Here is a 14,031-nt window from a genome sequence, read left to right as displayed (position 1 = left end):
CGGTGATGACTGGGGTGTCGGCGAAGACGCCGAGTGCGGTCAGGCGACCTCGCCCGCCGCGACCGTCTCGGCGAGCATGTGCACGCGCGGCAGGTGGTGGGCGCCGTAGAAGTCGGCCGAGATCAGGCGCTCGGCATCCGCGGCATCCGGAGTCGCGTGCGCCAGCACAGCAGCGACCGCCAGGCCGTGCATCCAGCCGCCGGAGAGGGTTCCGAGCAGCATCAGGTACGGCACGCTGACGCCGAACGCGTCGCGCGTCATGCCGAAGCCGAGCAGCGACGCCGTGGCGCGGCGAGCCGCATCGACCGCCCGCTCGAGGCGATCGGCCGTGCGCGCGGCAACCTCGTGCTCCAGCCCCCGCAGCGTCTCGACGTTCTCACTGATGAGCGAGAACAGCGCCTCAGCGGTCGCGCCACCGTCGCGGATCACCTTGCGGCCGATCAGATCGTTGGACTGGATGGCCGTGGTGCCCTCGTAGATCGGCATGATGCGGGCATCGCGGTAGTGCTGCGCGACTCCGGTCTCCTCGATGAAGCCCATGCCGCCGTGCACCTGGATGGCGTCGCTGGTCAGCGCCACGGCGTCCTCCGTCGCCCACCCCTTCAGGATCGGCACGAAGAACTCGGCGAGCGCCCGGGTGCCGTCGGCATCGGCGCGGTCGAACAGGTCGCCCACGTACACGCCGAGCGCTCGCATGGCGAACAGACGGCTCTGCATCGACAGCAGCAGACGACGCACGTCGGGATGCTCGGCGATCGGCGCACCCGCCGGGCGGTCGAGCACCGCGCCCTGGCGACGGTCGTTCGTGTACGCGACGGCCTGCTGGTAGGCGCGGTCGGAGATGCCCGTGGCCTGGAAGCCCATGCCCGCACGAGCCGAGTTCATCATCACGAACATGCCCGCGAGGCCGCCGCCCACTTCGCCGACGAGGTAGCCCGTGGCATCCTCGTAGGCGAGCACGCAGGTCGGGCTGCCGTGGATGCCGAGCTTGTGCTCGAGCGCGACCGTGGTGACAGCGTTCCGCTCACAGGGGGCGCCCGAGGCGTCTGGCAGGAACTTCGGCACGACGAACAGCGACAGCCCCTTGGCGCCGGCCGGGGCTTCGGGCGTGCGCGCGAGCACGAGGTGCACGATGTTCTCGGCGACGTCGTGGTCGCCCCAGGTGATGAAGATCTTCTGTCCGCTGACGCCCCACGACCCGTCGGATCGCGGCGTCGCGATCGTGCGGATCGCGCCGAGGTCGGTGCCGGCGTCGGGCTCGGTGAGGTTCATCGTCCCTGTCCACTCACCCGAGACGAGCTTGGTGAGGTAGGTCTGGCGCAGCTCGTCGGATGCCGCGGCATCCAGCGCATGGATCTGACCCGCGGTCAGCAGCCAGCACAGCGCGAACGCCGCGTTGGAGCCGTTCCAGATCTCGCCCAGTCCCGCACGGATCGATCCGGGGAGCCCGTCGCCGCCGGCCGATTCCGGCGCCTCGGCGCTCACCCAGCCGGCCTCGATGAATGCCTGGTAGGCCTCGGCGAACCCGGCGGGAAGTCGAACCTGCCCGTCTTCGAGGCGCGCGCCCTCGCGATCGCCGCTGGTCTCGAGCGGCGCCAGGACGGACGCCGCGAACTCGCCGGCCCCGGCGATGATCTCGGTGGCGTCCTCTGCCGTGAACGCACCGCCGGTCGAGCGCGCCGGCAGGTCGAGGCCGAAGGCCTCGCCGAAGAGGAAGCGGTAGTCGTCGACCGGGGGGACGTAGTCGGATGCCATGCTGCACTCCATTCGCGTGAGACTCAGGCCCATCCTACGCGGGACTGCGTACCAAGAGAAGCGCCGGACGGTCTCCGTCCGGGCATCCGCTCAGGCGTATCGGCGACACCACTCGTACATGACGACCGCCGCCGCCGCGCTCGCGTTGATCGAGCGGGTCGAGCCGTACTGGGTGATCTCGATATGGCCGGATGCCGCGGCCAGCGCCTCATCCGACAGCCCCGGCCCCTCCTGCCCGAACAGCAGCACGCAGCGCTCGGGCAGAGCGGCACGGTCGACCGGCACCGCCTCGCCCACGTTGTCGACCGCGATGATCGGGATGCCCTCGCCCGCCGCCCACGCCGTGAACGCCGCGACATCGGGGTGGTGCACCACGTGCTGATACCGATCGGTCACCATCGCGCCGCGCTTGTTCCAGCGGCGGCGACCGATGATGTGCACGGTGTCGGCGAGGAACGCGTTGGCGCTGCGCACGATCGAGCCGATGTTCATGTCGTGCTGCCAGTTCTCGATCGCCACGTGGAACGGATGCCGATGCGTGTCGAGGTCGGCGACGATGGCATCCATCCGCCAGTACCGGTACCGGTCGATGACGTTGCGGGTGTCGCCGTGGGCGAGCAGCTCGGGGTCGTAGTGCTCGTCGGTCGGCCACTCGCCCGGCCACGGGCCGACGCCGTATCCCGGCTGCGTCTCTGACCCGGTCTCGTCCATCGTCCCCAGCCTAACCGCGCCCCCACCCCCGCGTTCGAATCGCTCGCCTTGCCGGTCTGGGGCCGCGGCCGTCGCCAATTGAGCGATTCGAAAGCCGGAGGGGTAGTGCTATTTTTAGGTGTGCCTAAAAATCTGGTGGAGAGTACGAGAGCGCGATGGTCATGGTGGCGCAGCGCCTGGCTGCTCGGCCCCGCCCTCGTCGCCGGTGTCGCCTACCTCGACCCCGGCAACGTGGCGAGCAACATGACCGCCGGCGCCCGCTACGGGTACCTGCTCGTCTGGGTCGTCGTCGTCGGCAACGTGATGGCCTGGCTGATCCAGTACCTGTCGGCGAAGCTCGGCATCGTCACCGGGCAGAGCCTGCCCGAGGTGCTCGGCACCCGCATCCGCAATCGGTGGTCGCGCCGGGCCTACTGGCTGCAGGCCGAACTCGTCGCCATGGCCACCGACATCGCCGAGGTGCTCGGCGGAGCCGTGGCCCTGCATCTGCTCTTCGGCATTCCGCTGCTGCTCGGCGGAGCCATCACCGGGGCCGTCTCGATCGTGCTGCTGACCATCCAGACCCGGCGCGGGCCACGGCACTTCGAGTTCGTCATCATCGGCCTGATGGCGGTCATCGTGATCGGGTTCGTCGCAGGACTCTTCGTCGCACCGCCCGACCCCGCGGGCGTGCTCGGCGGCATGCTGCCGCGCTTCGCCGACAGCGGCTCGGTGCTTCTCGCCGCCTCGATCCTCGGCGCCACCGTCATGCCACACGCCATCTACGCGCACAGTGCTCTCACGCGCGACCGGTTCGCCACCGAGGTCGGCCGCCCGGGCATCCGGATGCTGCTCGCCGTCACCCGCTGGGATGTGACGATCGCGATGGTCATCGCGGGCTCCGTCAATCTCGCGATCCTGCTGCTGGCCGCAGCCAATCTCGCCGGCGTCGACGGCACCGACTCGCTCGAGGGCGCGCATGCCGCGATCAGCGCGAGCCTCGGCCCGGTGATCGGCACCCTGTTCGCGGTCGGGCTGCTGGCGTCCGGTCTCGCGTCGACCTCCGTCGGCGCTTACGCGGGAGCGGAGATCATGCACGGACTGCTGACCGTGCGCATCCCGGTGCTCGCCCGGCGCCTGGTCACCCTGATTCCTGCGCTCGTGCTGCTCGGCGTCGGATTCGACCCGACTCTCGCGCTCGTGCTCAGTCAGGTGGTGCTGTCATTCGGCATCCCGTTCGCGCTCGTGCCGCTCGTCGCGCTCACCGCCCAGCGCCGCACCCTCGGCGAGCACGCCAACCGCACCATCACCACCGTGCTCGGCGTCGTGTTCGCGGTGCTGCTGATCGCCCTGAACGCCGTGCTGCTCTGGCTGGTCGCGACCGGCGCGTGACCCCGGCACGCGAGGGAGGCGCGGACTCCCCCGGGTAGGCTCGAGATCATGCCCTCCTCCCCCGCCAAGAAGCACCGCGACGACTCCGAGGCGCGTCGGGCGATGCAGCTGAGCACGTGGTTCGCGCTCGCATCGGGAGCCCTGGGCGTGCTGCTCATCGCGCTGCCTGATCTGCTTCCGGCCGGCGGCCCGTGGGTGCAGCTCGCGCTCGGCGCGCTGACCCTGTTCCTCGCGTTCCGGGCTCGCGCCATCGGCACCCGGGGCGTGAACGACTACGATGGGCGCCTGTCGCTGCTCGCCGCGATCGCCGGGTTCGCGATCCTGTTCTTCGCGGGCAACGCGGCGTTCAACGTGCTGGTCTCACTCGGCGGCTGAGCATGGCATCCCCCGCCTTCGACGACTACCTCAAGACGGTCTACGCGCACACCGAGTGGCAGGACGCGCCGATCACCCCGTCGCAGCTCGCCGGTGCGCTCGGCATCGCCCCGTCGAGCGTCACCGAGATGGTGAAGAAGCTCGCTGCCGCAGGTCTCGTCTCGCACGTGCCGTACGGTGCGGTGAAGCTGACGGATGCCGGGCGGGAGCGCGCACTGCAGATGCTGCGGCGCCACCGCCTGATCGAGACCTGGCTGGTGCGCGAGTTCGACTACGCCTGGCACGAGGTGCACGACGAGGCCGAGGTGCTCGAGCACACGATCAGCGATCGGCTGCTGGATGCCATCGACGAGCGCCTCGGACGCCCGCGCTTCGATCCGCACGGCGACGCGATCCCCGACGCGAACGGCGACGTCGTACGCGAGCCGTTCGTGCTGCTCGGCGACGCGCCCGCTGGGCACACCGGCCGCGTGCTGCGGGTGAGCGATCGCGACCCCGACCTGCTGCAGCGACTGGAGGACGCGGGTGTGAGCGTCGGCGTCGAGATCACCGCTCCGGCCGACCTGCCCGACGGAGCAGCCCACGCGATCTGGCTGAGCCTAGGCTGAGCGAGGAGGAACCGACCGTGAATCAGAGCGACATGCTGTTCCTGGTGCTGATCAGCATCGGCCTCGCGTCGTTGACGCTCATCACCATCCAGCTGCTCAAGCCGCGCAAGCGCGACAACCGGGGCGAGTGGTACGAGGGCCCCTGGGACGACGACGACCGGCCCCGCGGTAAGCACTGACGAGACACCGGAACCACGTACGAATCGGGGGAGTGTCAGCGGGGCGCCGGCCCCCGGGAATGTCACCGGAATGTCGGCGGGCACGGCGGCTACTGCGGGTCGAGGCCCAGGTCGTCGAGGTCGTAGGCTGCGAGCCACTGCAGACCCTCGGCCTCGATCGCGGCCTGCGCGCCGGTCTTGCGGTCGACGATCACGGCGACAGCCAGCACCTCTGCGCCTTCCCGGCGCAGCACTTCGACGGCCTTGAGGGCCGACTGCCCGGTGGTCGAGGTGTCTTCGAGCACGATGACGCGCTTGCCCGCGATGTCGGCGCCCTCGACCTGGCGTCCGCGACCGTGATCCTTCGGCTCCTTGCGCACGACGAAGGCGTCGAGCGGGCGATCCGTCGCCACCGACGCGTGCATCACGGAGTTCGCGATCGGGTCGGCGCCGAGCGTGAGCCCGCCGACCGCGGCGATGTCGAAGTCCTTGATGAGGTCGAGCATGATGCGCCCGATCGCGGGAGCTGCGCGGTGATCGAGCGTCAGTTTGCGCATGTCGACGTAGTACGTCGCCTTCTTGCCGCTCGAGAGGGTGAAGTCGCCGTGGAACACGGCCTCGTCCTTGATGAGGTCGAGCAGGGTCTGGCGGTCTTCGGCGGGGTTGGTCACGGCATCCAGTGTATTCACCGCCCGACGCCTGGCCGGATGCGCGCTCCTCCCCTACCGTGGAACGCGGAGGTCACACATGTTCTCGTACGATCCCTATGCCGAACTCGCCGAGCTGCGCCCGGTCGCCCCGCTCGAGCTGACCAGCCCCGACTTCACCGCCGGAGGGCCGCTGCCCGGCTTCGCCTGGTCGTCGGACCGCGCGGGCGAAGACCGCCACCCCACCCTCGAATGGTCCGACCCGCCGGCCGGAACCCTCAGCCTCGCGATCTCGTGCTTCGACCCCGACGCCCCCACCGGGTCGGGCTTCTGGCATTGGGCCGCCTACGACATCGCTCCCGACGTGCGGCGCCTCGACAGCAGCGACGGCACCACCGCCGACCTGCCGAACGGCGCCATCGTGCTGCCCAACGAAGCGCGCAAGGAGCGCTTCATCGGCGCGGCCCCGCCCGCCGGCACGGGCGTGCACCGCTACTTCTTCGTCGTCGACGCGCTCGACGTCGATCACCTCGACCTCGAGCCCGGCTCGACGCCCGCCGTGCTCGGCTTCAACCGGCACTTCCACACGCTCGCTCGCGGGGTGCTGATCGGCACGGGAGACCCGGCCGAGCGGTAGCCGTCGGCGGCGTCTGTGGGTCGCCGCGAATAGGCTGGATGCATGCGTCTGGCCACCTGGAACATCAACTCGATCCGCACCCGCGTCTCGCGCGCCGTCGACTTCGCCGTGCGCGAGGACGTCGACGTGCTCGCCTTCCAGGAGATCAAGTGCAAGCCCGAGCAGTTCCCCTATGAACCGTTCGAAGAGGCGGGCTACCAGGTCGAGGTGCACGGCTTCAACCAGTGGAACGGCGTGGCCATCGCGAGCCGCCTGCCCATGACCGATGTGCGCACGTCGTTCGCGGGGCAGCCCGGCTTCGCCAAGGGGCACGAGGGTCCGGATGCCCCGCTCGAGGCGCGCGCGCTGGGCGTGATGGTCGACGGCGTGCGGGTGTGGAGCCTGTACGTGCCCAACGGCCGCTCCCTGAACGACGAGCACTACCACTACAAGCTGCACTGGCTCGAGGCGCTGCGCACCGCGACCGCCGACGAGCTCGCCGCCGACCCGAACCTGCCGCTCGCGCTGGTGGGCGACTTCAACATCATCCCGTTCGATCACGACAACGGCGATCCGGCGATCGTGCAGGGCTTCTCGACGCACGTGTCACCGCCCGAGCGCGAGGCGTTCTTCGCCCTCGAGTCGGCCGGCGTGACCGACGTCGTGCGCCCGCTGATCCCCGAGGGGTTCACGTACTGGGACTACCAGCGCCTGAAGTTCCCCCGCAACGAGGGCATCCGCATCGACTTCGTGCTCGGCTCGAAGCCCTTCGCCGACGCCGTCACCGGCGCGTCGATCCATCGCAACGAGCGCAAGGGCGAGCAGCCCAGCGATCACGTTCCCGTCGTCGTCGACCTCGACTTCGGCGGCGGTGACGATGACGCCGACCTGCCGATGATCTTCGCGTGAGCGCACTCTCGGGCATCCGCGTGACCGGGCAGGTGATTCGCGCGTGACACCGCTCTCGGGCATCCGCCTCATCGCGACCGACCTCGACGGCACGCTGCTCGACGAGTCGGGCGCCGTCTCTTCGCGCACCCGCGCAGCTCTCGACGCCGCTCGGGATGCCGGGATCGAGGCGATCCCAGTCACAGCGCGCCAGCCGATCGCGCTGCGGCTGATCGCCGAGCAGGCGGGTTTCGACTCCTGGGCGCTGTGCGGCAACGGCGCCTACGGGCTGCACCTGACGACCGGCGAGCACCTGTTCGCGGAGGAGATTCCCGCCGAGGTGCAGGGCGAGCTCGCGCGGGCGCTGCTCGAGAGCATCCCGGATCTGCTCTTCGCCAGCGTGCGTGACGCCGGCGAGGGCTTCGTCGCGCAGCACGGTTATGCCGAGATCGCGCAGCTGAGCGACCACAAGCGCGACCCGCAGACCATGGGTGGCGTCGCGCTCGACGAGGTCGTCGGATCGCCGAGCCTCAAGCTCGTCATCCGGCATGCGTCGGTGCCGATCGACGAGATCTTCGCGACGCTGAACGCACTCGGGCTCGAGGGGTTCGCGGCGACGCTCTCGGGTGCGCCGTTCGTCGAGGTGATGGCGGAGGGCGTGACGAAGGCGACCGGTCTTGCGCAGGTGTGCCGGCGGCTCGACGTCGAGGCGCACGAGGTGCTCGCGTTCGGCGATGCGCTCAACGACCTCGAGATGCTGCAGTGGGCCGGTCACGGCGTGGCGATGGGCAACGCGATCGACGTCGTGCGAGATGCCGCCGACGAGGTCACCGCGGCGAACGCCGACGACGGCGTCGCGATCGTGATCGAGCGGATGCTGCGCGTCTGCGCAGACGACTCCGGAACCCCTCCCGACCGTGTCTGCGCGGACGCATCCGCCCGCTAGCCTGAACTCATGGCTGATCGTTCTGAGATCGAATGCTGGCTCACCGACATGGACGGCGTCCTCGTGCACGAGAACGACGCGATCCCCGGCGCGTCCGAGCTGCTCGCCGGATGGGAGTGCGACGGCATCCCGTATCTCGTGCTCACCAACAACTCGATCTTCACCGCGCGCGACCTGTCGGCGCGGCTGCGGGCCAGCGGCCTGCACGTGCCGGAGGAGCGCATCTGGACCTCCGCTCTGGCCACCGCCGACTTCCTCGCACAGCAGCTGCCCGGCGGGTCGGCCTTCGTGATCGGCGAGGCCGGTCTGCTCACGGCCCTGCACGAGGCGGGCTTCATCATGACCGAGACCCGACCCGACTTCGTCGTGGTCGGTGAGACCCGCAATTACTCATTCGAGGCGATCACCAAGGCGATCCGACTCATCGGCACCGGCGCGCGCTTCATCGTCACCAACCCCGACGCGACCGGTCCCAGCGCCGAAGGTCCGCTGCCGGCCACCGGTGCGATCGCGGCGCTGATCACGAAGGCCACCGGGCGCGAGCCGTACGTGGTCGGCAAGCCGAATCCGATGATGTTCCGCTCGGCGCTGAACAAGATCGGCGCGCACTCCGAGAAGACCGGGATGATCGGCGACCGCATGGACACCGACATCGTCGCCGGCATCGAGGCGGGTCTGCACACCGTACTGGTGATGACGGGCATCAGCGACCGGACCGAGATCGAGCGGTATCCGTTCCGGCCCGACGAGATCGTGCAGTCGGTCGCAGATCTGCTGCCCGCCGATCGCGACCACTGACGCCCTCGCCTCAGCCGGCCTCGTCCGCCCTGCCCGCCCATCCGTCGTGAGGGGGATGCCCTGGCATCCCCTCGTCCCTATGTTGGAGAGATGCCCGCGCCCGCCGTCTTCACCCGCACGCCGACCGCCCGCGACCGCCGGCAGGACCTGCTTCTCGCCGTGGTCATGCTGGTCGGCGCGGTCATCAGCGCGGCACTCTCGAGCATCTCCGGCCTCTACCGCGACGAGCAGGCGCCGCTCTCGTGGGCGCTGCTGGTCGCGGTGGGCGTCTCGGCTCCGCTCATCGTGCGCCGGCGGTATCCGGCACTGGTGGCCGTCGTCATCGCGCTCGTCATGTTCACCAGCGTCACCCTGCGCGTGCCCGAGGTGTACGCGACCAACATCGCCATGTTCATCGCGCTCTACACGGTGGGCGCCTGGATGAACGACCGCCGCCGCGCGTTCTTCGTGCGCGCCGGCATCATCCTCGGCATGTTCGTCTGGCTGATCATCGTGATGTATCGCGACGCGATCGACGAGGCCGACAAGGCCGAGGTTGCCGCTGGGCTGTTCTCGCCGTTCGTCGCGTTCATGATGCTGAACCTCCTGATCAACGTGCTCTACTTCGGTGGCGCCTACTACTTCGGCGAGCGCTCATGGCATGCCGCCGCCCAGCGCTCCGCGCTCGAGCAGCGCACCCGCGAACTGGAGGCCGAGCGCGAGATCACCGCCGCGCAGGCGGTGGCCCTCGACCGGGTGCGTATCGCCCGCGAACTGCACGACGTCGTCGCGCACCACGTGTCGGTGATGGGCGTGCAGGCGGGGGCGGCGAGGCTCGTGATCGACCGCGACCCCGACGAAGCGAAGCGGATGCTGTCTGCAGTGGAAGACGCCTCCCGCGCCGCGATCGGCGACTTCCGCCAACTGCTCGAGACGCTTCGCGATCCGGGTGACAGCGGCGACGACGAGCCGTCGGCGGTGGGGATCGCCGACATCGAGCGGCTCGCGCGAGCCTCGACGGATGCCGGTCTGCCGACCGCGTACACCGAGATCGGCGACCCCGTCGCGGTGCCGTCGACGGTCGAGGTGAATCTGTACCGCATCGCACAGGAGGCGCTGACCAACGCCCGCCGGCATGCTGGGGCGGATGCGACGGCTGATGTGCGACTGCGATGGAACGCGGATGCCCTCGAACTCGAGGTCGTGAACACCGGCCGCACGGTCGGCGTGCTGCGGCCGGGGCTCGGACAGCTCGGCATGCGCGAGCGCGCGCTGGCGTCCGGAGGCGAGATCGAGCTGCAGCCACGACCACAGGGCGGCTTCCGGGTGCGGGTCGCCGTGCCTATCGCGGCGGCCGGCGATTTCGAATCGCCCGGTCCGCGGCATCCGCGGCCGGGAGGCGACGAGTTGAACGATTCGAAGGCAGGAAGAAGGGCCGTCGTATGATCCGGGTCCTGCTCGTCGACGACCATGCGATGCTGCGGGCCGGCTTCCGGGCGATCCTCGGCACCCAGCCCGACATCGAGGTCGTCGGCGAGGCCGGCACGGGCATCGAGGGCGTGCGGCTGGCCGCCGACCTGCTGCCCGACGTCATCATGATGGATGTGCAGATGCCCGACATGGACGGCATCCGGGCCACCCGGCTCATCGTCGCCGATCCACGCGTCACGGCGTCGGTGGCGATCGTGACCACCTTCGATCGCGACGAGTACCTCTTCCAGGCGCTGGATGCCGGCGCCGGTGGCTTCCTGCTGAAGAACGCCGGCCCCGAGGAGCTGATCACAGCGGTCCGGGCCCTCGCCGCCGGCGACGGGATCCTCGCGCCGGAGGTGACCCGGCGCGTGCTGTCGAGGTTCGCGGTGTCGGGGAGCGGCGCCTCGGCAGGCTCGGCAGCACAGGGCGGCGCAGCGACCCGGGCGGGCGGCGCTCCGGCAGGCTCAGCGGCCGAGAAGGTGAACTCAGCGACCCCCGGCATCCTCGCCGAACCGCTGACCGATCGTGAAGCCGAGGTGCTCGTGCTGATGGCCGACGCGCGCAGCAACGCCGAGATCGCCGGCGAGCTGTTCATCGGCGAGGCGACGGTGAAGACCCATGTCTCACGGGTGCTGCAGAAGATCGGCGCCCGTGACCGCGTGCAGGCGATCGTACTGGCCCATCGCCACGGGCTCACCCGATGAGCGCGCCGCCGCCCGCCGCCGGGCGGCCGCGCGGATCAGCCACCCGTCCGATCACCGCCGGGATCGTGACCGCCCTGGTCGGCCTCACCAGCTCGTTCGCCGTCGTGCTCACCGCTGTCAGCGTCGTCGACGGGGGCTGGCCGGCTGCGGTCGGCGCCCTTCTCGTCGCGGCGTCCGGCGTCGCGCTGCTCGGCATCAGCGCCGCGTTCTGGGCGCTCGTCGCTGGACTCGTCGTGGGCGCCGCCCTGCACCTCGGCCGATAGGCGGATCCGCTGAATCCGCCTCAGGGGGGATGCCGTGCCCTACCGCCCTTCCCTAGCGTGAAATCATGAGCTTCCTCAGACTCGACGGCATCACCAAGAGCTACGGCTCACGCAGAGTGCTCGACGGCATCCGGTTCGACGTCGCCCCCGGGCGGCTGACCGGATTCGTCGGCGGCAACGGCGCGGGCAAGACCACCACGATGCGGATCATCCTCGGCGTCCTCGCCCCCGACAGCGGCACCGTGACGCTCGACGGCAGCCCGGCGACAGCCCACGACCGGCAGAGCTTCGGATACATGCCCGAGGAGCGCGGGCTGTACCCGAAGATGAAGGTGCTCGAGCAGGTCGTCTACCTCGCGCGACTGCACGGCTTCAGCAGGGCGGATGCCACCGCGCGCGGCACCGCGCTGCTCGAGGAGCTCGGGCTCGGCGAACGGCTCGACGAGAAGATCGAGGCCCTGTCGCTGGGCAACCAGCAGCGGGCTCAGATCGCCGCCGCGCTCGTGCACGACCCGCAGGTGCTCATCCTCGACGAGCCCTTCTCGGGCCTCGACCCCCTCGCCGTCGACGTGGTCGCCGAGGTGCTGCAGCGCCGTGCGGCGGCCGGCGCCGCCATCCTGTTCTCGTCGCACCAGCTCGACGTCGTCGAGCGGCTGTGCGATGACCTGATCATCATCGCCGGCGGCACCATCCGCGCAGCCGGATCCCGTGAAGAGCTGCGAGCGGCGCATTCGACGCTGCGGTATCAGCTGCACTCCGCAGACGACGCCGGCTGGCTTCGCGGCGAGCCGGGAGTCGCGGTGCTCGACTTCGAGGGCGGCTCGGCGCTGTTCGACGTCGACGCCCCCGCCACCGCGCAGCGGGTGCTGCGTCAGGCCATCGACCGCGGGGCCGTGTCGAGCTTCGCGCCCCAGCATCCGTCCCTCGCCCAGATCTTCAAGGAGGTCATCTCATGAACAATGCCGTCTGGCTCGTCGCCGAGCGGGAGATCATGGCGAAGCTGCGCAGCCGCGCGTTCGTCATCGCCACCGGCATCCTGCTGCTGATCGCGCTCGCCGGCGTGCTCTTGGGCGGATTCATGAGCAAGGCCCCCAGCGCGGATGCCATCGCCGTCACACCCGAGACGGCGACGGTGCTCGAGGGGATGCCCGGCATCGACGCGCGAGAGGTCGCCGACCGCGCGGCTGCCGAGGAGCTCGTCACGAGCGACGAGGTGGAAGCCGCTCTCGTTCCCGGCGACCCGACCGGATTCGGGTATGTGGTGCTCGCGAAGGACGGTGCACCGTCGAGCCTGATGATGATGCTCTCTCAGTCGCCGACGGTCGAGGTGCTGGAGCCGGCCGACACCGACCCGCTGCTGCGCTATCTGGTGGCGCTCGGATTCGGAGTGGTGTTCCTGATCGCCGCATCGACGTTCGGAGGCACTATCGCTCAGAGCGTGGTGGAGGAGAAGCAGACCCGCGTGGTCGAGCTGCTCATCTCGGCGATCCCGACGCGGGCGCTGCTCGCCGGCAAGGTGCTCGGCAACACCGTGCTGGCGATGGGCCAGATCGTCGCGCTGGCCGTGATCGCCATCGTCGGGCTGATCGTGACCGGGCAGGAGGACGTGCTCAGCGGCATCGGCGCGCCGATCCTGTGGTTCGCGGTGTTCTTCCTGTTCGGCTTCGTGCTGCTCGCGGCGCTGTACGCTGCGGCGGCGGCGATGGTGTCGCGTCAGGAGGACATCGGATCGACGACCATGCCGCTGATGATGCTGGTGATGGCGCCGTACTTCCTGGTGATCTTCTTCAACGACAACCCGCTGGTGCTGACGATCATGTCGTACGTGCCGTTCTCGGCGCCCGTCGCGATGCCGGTTCGTATGTTCGTCGGCGAGGCGCAGTGGTGGGAGGGCGCACTGTCTCTGCTCATCCTGCTCGTCACGTGCCTCGCCGCGATCGTCGTCGCGTCGAAGATCTACGAGAACTCGCTGCTGCGGATGGGGGCTCGGGTCAAGCTCGCCGAGGCACTGCGCGGCTGAGTCGTGGCACGTGCCGGCCTCCGGATGCCAGGGAATATGCGTGCGCATGCAAGAGTTGCGTTCCATGGACGATGAGGTCCGCTGTCCACCGTTCTCTTGTTTGAAAGGACCTCATCGCGCATGAGCACCCCTGTCCTCGACCGCACCGCCCAGACCGAGCACCCCGTCCTCGACGTCCTCGCCGACCGCTGGAGCCCCCGCGCCTATGACGCGGACGCTCCGATCGACGAGGCGAAGCTGTCGTCGGCACTCGAGGCCGCTCGCTGGTCGCCGTCGGCGTACAACTCGCAGCCGTGGCGCTTCATCGTCGCGCGACGCGGCACCGAGCTGCACCGCGAGGTCGTGTCGACGCTGGTGGAGTTCAACCAGGCGTGGGCAGCGCACGCCGCGGTGCTCGTGGTCGCCATCGCCGAGACGGCCGCCGAAGACGGCACGCCCAACACACACGCGATCTACGACCTGGGTCAGGCCGTCGCGCACCTGTCGGTGCAGGCGCACTCGGACGGTCTGCACGTGCACCAGATGAGCGGCTTCGACCCCGAGAAGGTCCGTGAGATCGCCCGTCTCGACGCGCGCTTCGCGCCGACCACGGTCATCGCCGTCGGCGACCTCGGCAGCGCTGACGCCCTGCCCGAGGGCATCCAGAAGGGCGAGACGGCTCCGCGCATGCGTCGTCCGATCGACGAGACCATCATCGCCAGCGCCTGACGCGAGCATCC

General features: G+C 69.8%; 17 protein-coding genes. 14 read left to right on the top strand and 3 right to left on the bottom strand.

All coding sequences use genetic code 11. The features are described 5' to 3' along the window. Nucleotides 1-39 precede the first annotated feature (39 nt). Together PGB26_RS04950 and PGB26_RS04945 are read right to left on the bottom strand one after the other, a co-directional pair. A complete protein-coding gene (locus tag PGB26_RS04950) occupies nucleotides 40-1,755 on the bottom strand; it encodes an acyl-CoA dehydrogenase (protein WP_271639231.1) in 1,716 nt (571 codons plus the stop codon). Between the two features lie 90 nt (nucleotides 1,756-1,845). Continuing rightward, nucleotides 1,846-2,466: a TrmH family RNA methyltransferase gene (locus tag PGB26_RS04945; protein WP_191712524.1), complete on the bottom strand. Its 621-nt coding sequence runs from the start codon at nucleotides 2,464-2,466 to the stop codon at nucleotides 1,846-1,848. Between the two features lie 135 nt (nucleotides 2,467-2,601). On the opposite strand from PGB26_RS04945, the gene PGB26_RS04940 reads away from it, so the two are divergent. Genes PGB26_RS04940 through PGB26_RS04925 form a run of 4 tightly spaced genes read left to right on the top strand, consistent with a single transcriptional unit; the run spans nucleotide 2,602 to nucleotide 4,999 of the window. Next, entirely contained in the window at nucleotides 2,602-3,837 is a 1,236-nt protein-coding gene (locus tag PGB26_RS04940; protein WP_271639230.1) for an Nramp family divalent metal transporter, read from the top strand. Between the two features lie 48 nt (nucleotides 3,838-3,885). Further along, nucleotides 3,886-4,212: a hypothetical protein gene (locus PGB26_RS04935; RefSeq protein ID WP_271639229.1), complete on the top strand. Its 327-nt coding sequence runs from the start codon at nucleotides 3,886-3,888 to the stop codon at nucleotides 4,210-4,212. A gap of 2 nt (nucleotides 4,213-4,214) precedes the next feature. Continuing rightward, nucleotides 4,215-4,820, top strand: a complete 606-nt coding sequence (locus PGB26_RS04930) for a metal-dependent transcriptional regulator (protein ID WP_071642034.1) — start codon at nucleotides 4,215-4,217, stop codon at nucleotides 4,818-4,820. A gap of 17 nt (nucleotides 4,821-4,837) precedes the next feature. Further along, a complete protein-coding gene (locus PGB26_RS04925) occupies nucleotides 4,838-4,999 on the top strand; it encodes a hypothetical protein (RefSeq protein WP_271639228.1) in 162 nt (53 codons plus the stop codon). An 89-nt stretch (nucleotides 5,000-5,088) separates the two neighbouring features. Here PGB26_RS04925 and pyrE read toward each other — a convergent pair whose 3' ends face one another. Further along, nucleotides 5,089-5,649 carry an orotate phosphoribosyltransferase gene (gene pyrE / locus PGB26_RS04920; protein ID WP_271639227.1) on the bottom strand — a complete coding sequence of 187 codons (561 nt, stop codon included), beginning with the start codon at nucleotides 5,647-5,649 and terminating at the stop codon, nucleotides 5,089-5,091. Nucleotides 5,650-5,725: 76 nt separating this feature from the next. Here pyrE and PGB26_RS04915 point away from each other — a divergent pair, with 76 nt between their 5' ends. The 10 genes from PGB26_RS04915 (at nucleotide 5,726) to PGB26_RS04870 (ending at nucleotide 14,020) form a co-directional block, all read left to right on the top strand. Continuing rightward, the gene (locus tag PGB26_RS04915) at nucleotides 5,726-6,262 is read left to right on the top strand and encodes a YbhB/YbcL family Raf kinase inhibitor-like protein (protein WP_271639226.1); all 537 of its coding nucleotides are present in this window, start codon (nucleotides 5,726-5,728) and stop codon (nucleotides 6,260-6,262) included. A 42-nt stretch (nucleotides 6,263-6,304) separates the two neighbouring features. After that, a complete protein-coding gene (locus PGB26_RS04910) occupies nucleotides 6,305-7,150 on the top strand; it encodes an exodeoxyribonuclease III (RefSeq protein WP_271639225.1) in 846 nt (281 codons plus the stop codon). Between the two features lie 43 nt (nucleotides 7,151-7,193). Beyond that, a complete protein-coding gene (locus PGB26_RS04905) occupies nucleotides 7,194-8,075 on the top strand; it encodes an HAD family hydrolase (RefSeq protein ID WP_271639224.1) in 882 nt (293 codons plus the stop codon). Nucleotides 8,076-8,084: 9 nt separating this feature from the next. Next, a complete protein-coding gene (locus PGB26_RS04900) occupies nucleotides 8,085-8,873 on the top strand; it encodes an HAD-IIA family hydrolase (protein WP_271639223.1) in 789 nt (262 codons plus the stop codon). Nucleotides 8,874-8,963: 90 nt separating this feature from the next. Then, on the top strand, nucleotides 8,964-10,298 hold the full coding sequence (locus PGB26_RS04895; RefSeq protein WP_271639222.1) for a sensor histidine kinase: 1,335 nt from the start codon (nucleotides 8,964-8,966) through the stop codon (nucleotides 10,296-10,298). Further along, nucleotides 10,295-11,029: a response regulator gene (locus PGB26_RS04890; protein ID WP_271639221.1), complete on the top strand. Its 735-nt coding sequence runs from the start codon at nucleotides 10,295-10,297 to the stop codon at nucleotides 11,027-11,029. Before PGB26_RS04895 ends, PGB26_RS04890 begins: the two co-directional genes overlap by 4 nt. After that, a complete protein-coding gene (locus PGB26_RS04885; protein ID WP_271639220.1) occupies nucleotides 11,026-11,292 on the top strand; it encodes a hypothetical protein in 267 nt (88 codons plus the stop codon). Before PGB26_RS04890 ends, PGB26_RS04885 begins: the two co-directional genes overlap by 4 nt. A 65-nt stretch (nucleotides 11,293-11,357) precedes the next feature. Continuing rightward, entirely contained in the window at nucleotides 11,358-12,248 is an 891-nt protein-coding gene (locus tag PGB26_RS04880; protein WP_271639219.1) for an ABC transporter ATP-binding protein, read from the top strand. After that, the gene (locus tag PGB26_RS04875; protein ID WP_271639218.1) at nucleotides 12,245-13,312 is read left to right on the top strand and encodes an ABC transporter permease; all 1,068 of its coding nucleotides are present in this window, start codon (nucleotides 12,245-12,247) and stop codon (nucleotides 13,310-13,312) included. The genes PGB26_RS04880 and PGB26_RS04875 overlap by 4 nt, the downstream gene beginning before the upstream one ends. A gap of 120 nt (nucleotides 13,313-13,432) precedes the next feature. Beyond that, complete coding sequence (locus PGB26_RS04870) at nucleotides 13,433-14,020, top strand: nitroreductase family protein (protein ID WP_271639217.1); 588 nt, start codon at nucleotides 13,433-13,435, stop codon at nucleotides 14,018-14,020. Nucleotides 14,021-14,031: the final 11 nt, after the last annotated feature.

The sequence above is a fragment of the Microbacterium sp. nov. GSS16 genome (assembly GCF_028198145.1).
Classification (GTDB): Bacteria; Actinomycetota; Actinomycetes; order Actinomycetales; family Microbacteriaceae; genus Microbacterium.
Note: the sequence above shows the minus strand (reverse complement) of the source record. Positions and strands in the feature narration are given on the sequence as shown.

Coding starts and splice junctions, on each gene's coding strand:
- PGB26_RS04900 (WP_271639223.1), top strand. CDS start 8,085: ATGGCTGATCGTTCTGAGATCGAATGCTGGCTCACCGACATGGACGGC.
- PGB26_RS04930 (WP_071642034.1), top strand. CDS start 4,215: ATGGCATCCCCCGCCTTCGACGACTACCTCAAGACGGTCTACGCGCAC.
- PGB26_RS04910 (WP_271639225.1), top strand. CDS start 6,305: ATGCGTCTGGCCACCTGGAACATCAACTCGATCCGCACCCGCGTCTCG.
- PGB26_RS04880 (WP_271639219.1), top strand. CDS start 11,358: ATGAGCTTCCTCAGACTCGACGGCATCACCAAGAGCTACGGCTCACGC.
- PGB26_RS04870 (WP_271639217.1), top strand. CDS start 13,433: ATGAGCACCCCTGTCCTCGACCGCACCGCCCAGACCGAGCACCCCGTC.
- PGB26_RS04895 (WP_271639222.1), top strand. CDS start 8,964: ATGCCCGCGCCCGCCGTCTTCACCCGCACGCCGACCGCCCGCGACCGC.
- PGB26_RS04875 (WP_271639218.1), top strand. CDS start 12,245: ATGAACAATGCCGTCTGGCTCGTCGCCGAGCGGGAGATCATGGCGAAG.
- PGB26_RS04935 (WP_271639229.1), top strand. CDS start 3,886: ATGCCCTCCTCCCCCGCCAAGAAGCACCGCGACGACTCCGAGGCGCGT.
- PGB26_RS04885 (WP_271639220.1), top strand. CDS start 11,026: ATGAGCGCGCCGCCGCCCGCCGCCGGGCGGCCGCGCGGATCAGCCACC.
- PGB26_RS04950 (WP_271639231.1), bottom strand. CDS start 1,755: ATGGCATCCGACTACGTCCCCCCGGTCGACGACTACCGCTTCCTCTTC.
- PGB26_RS04945 (WP_191712524.1), bottom strand. CDS start 2,466: ATGGACGAGACCGGGTCAGAGACGCAGCCGGGATACGGCGTCGGCCCG.
- PGB26_RS04915 (WP_271639226.1), top strand. CDS start 5,726: ATGTTCTCGTACGATCCCTATGCCGAACTCGCCGAGCTGCGCCCGGTC.
- PGB26_RS04890 (WP_271639221.1), top strand. CDS start 10,295: ATGATCCGGGTCCTGCTCGTCGACGACCATGCGATGCTGCGGGCCGGC.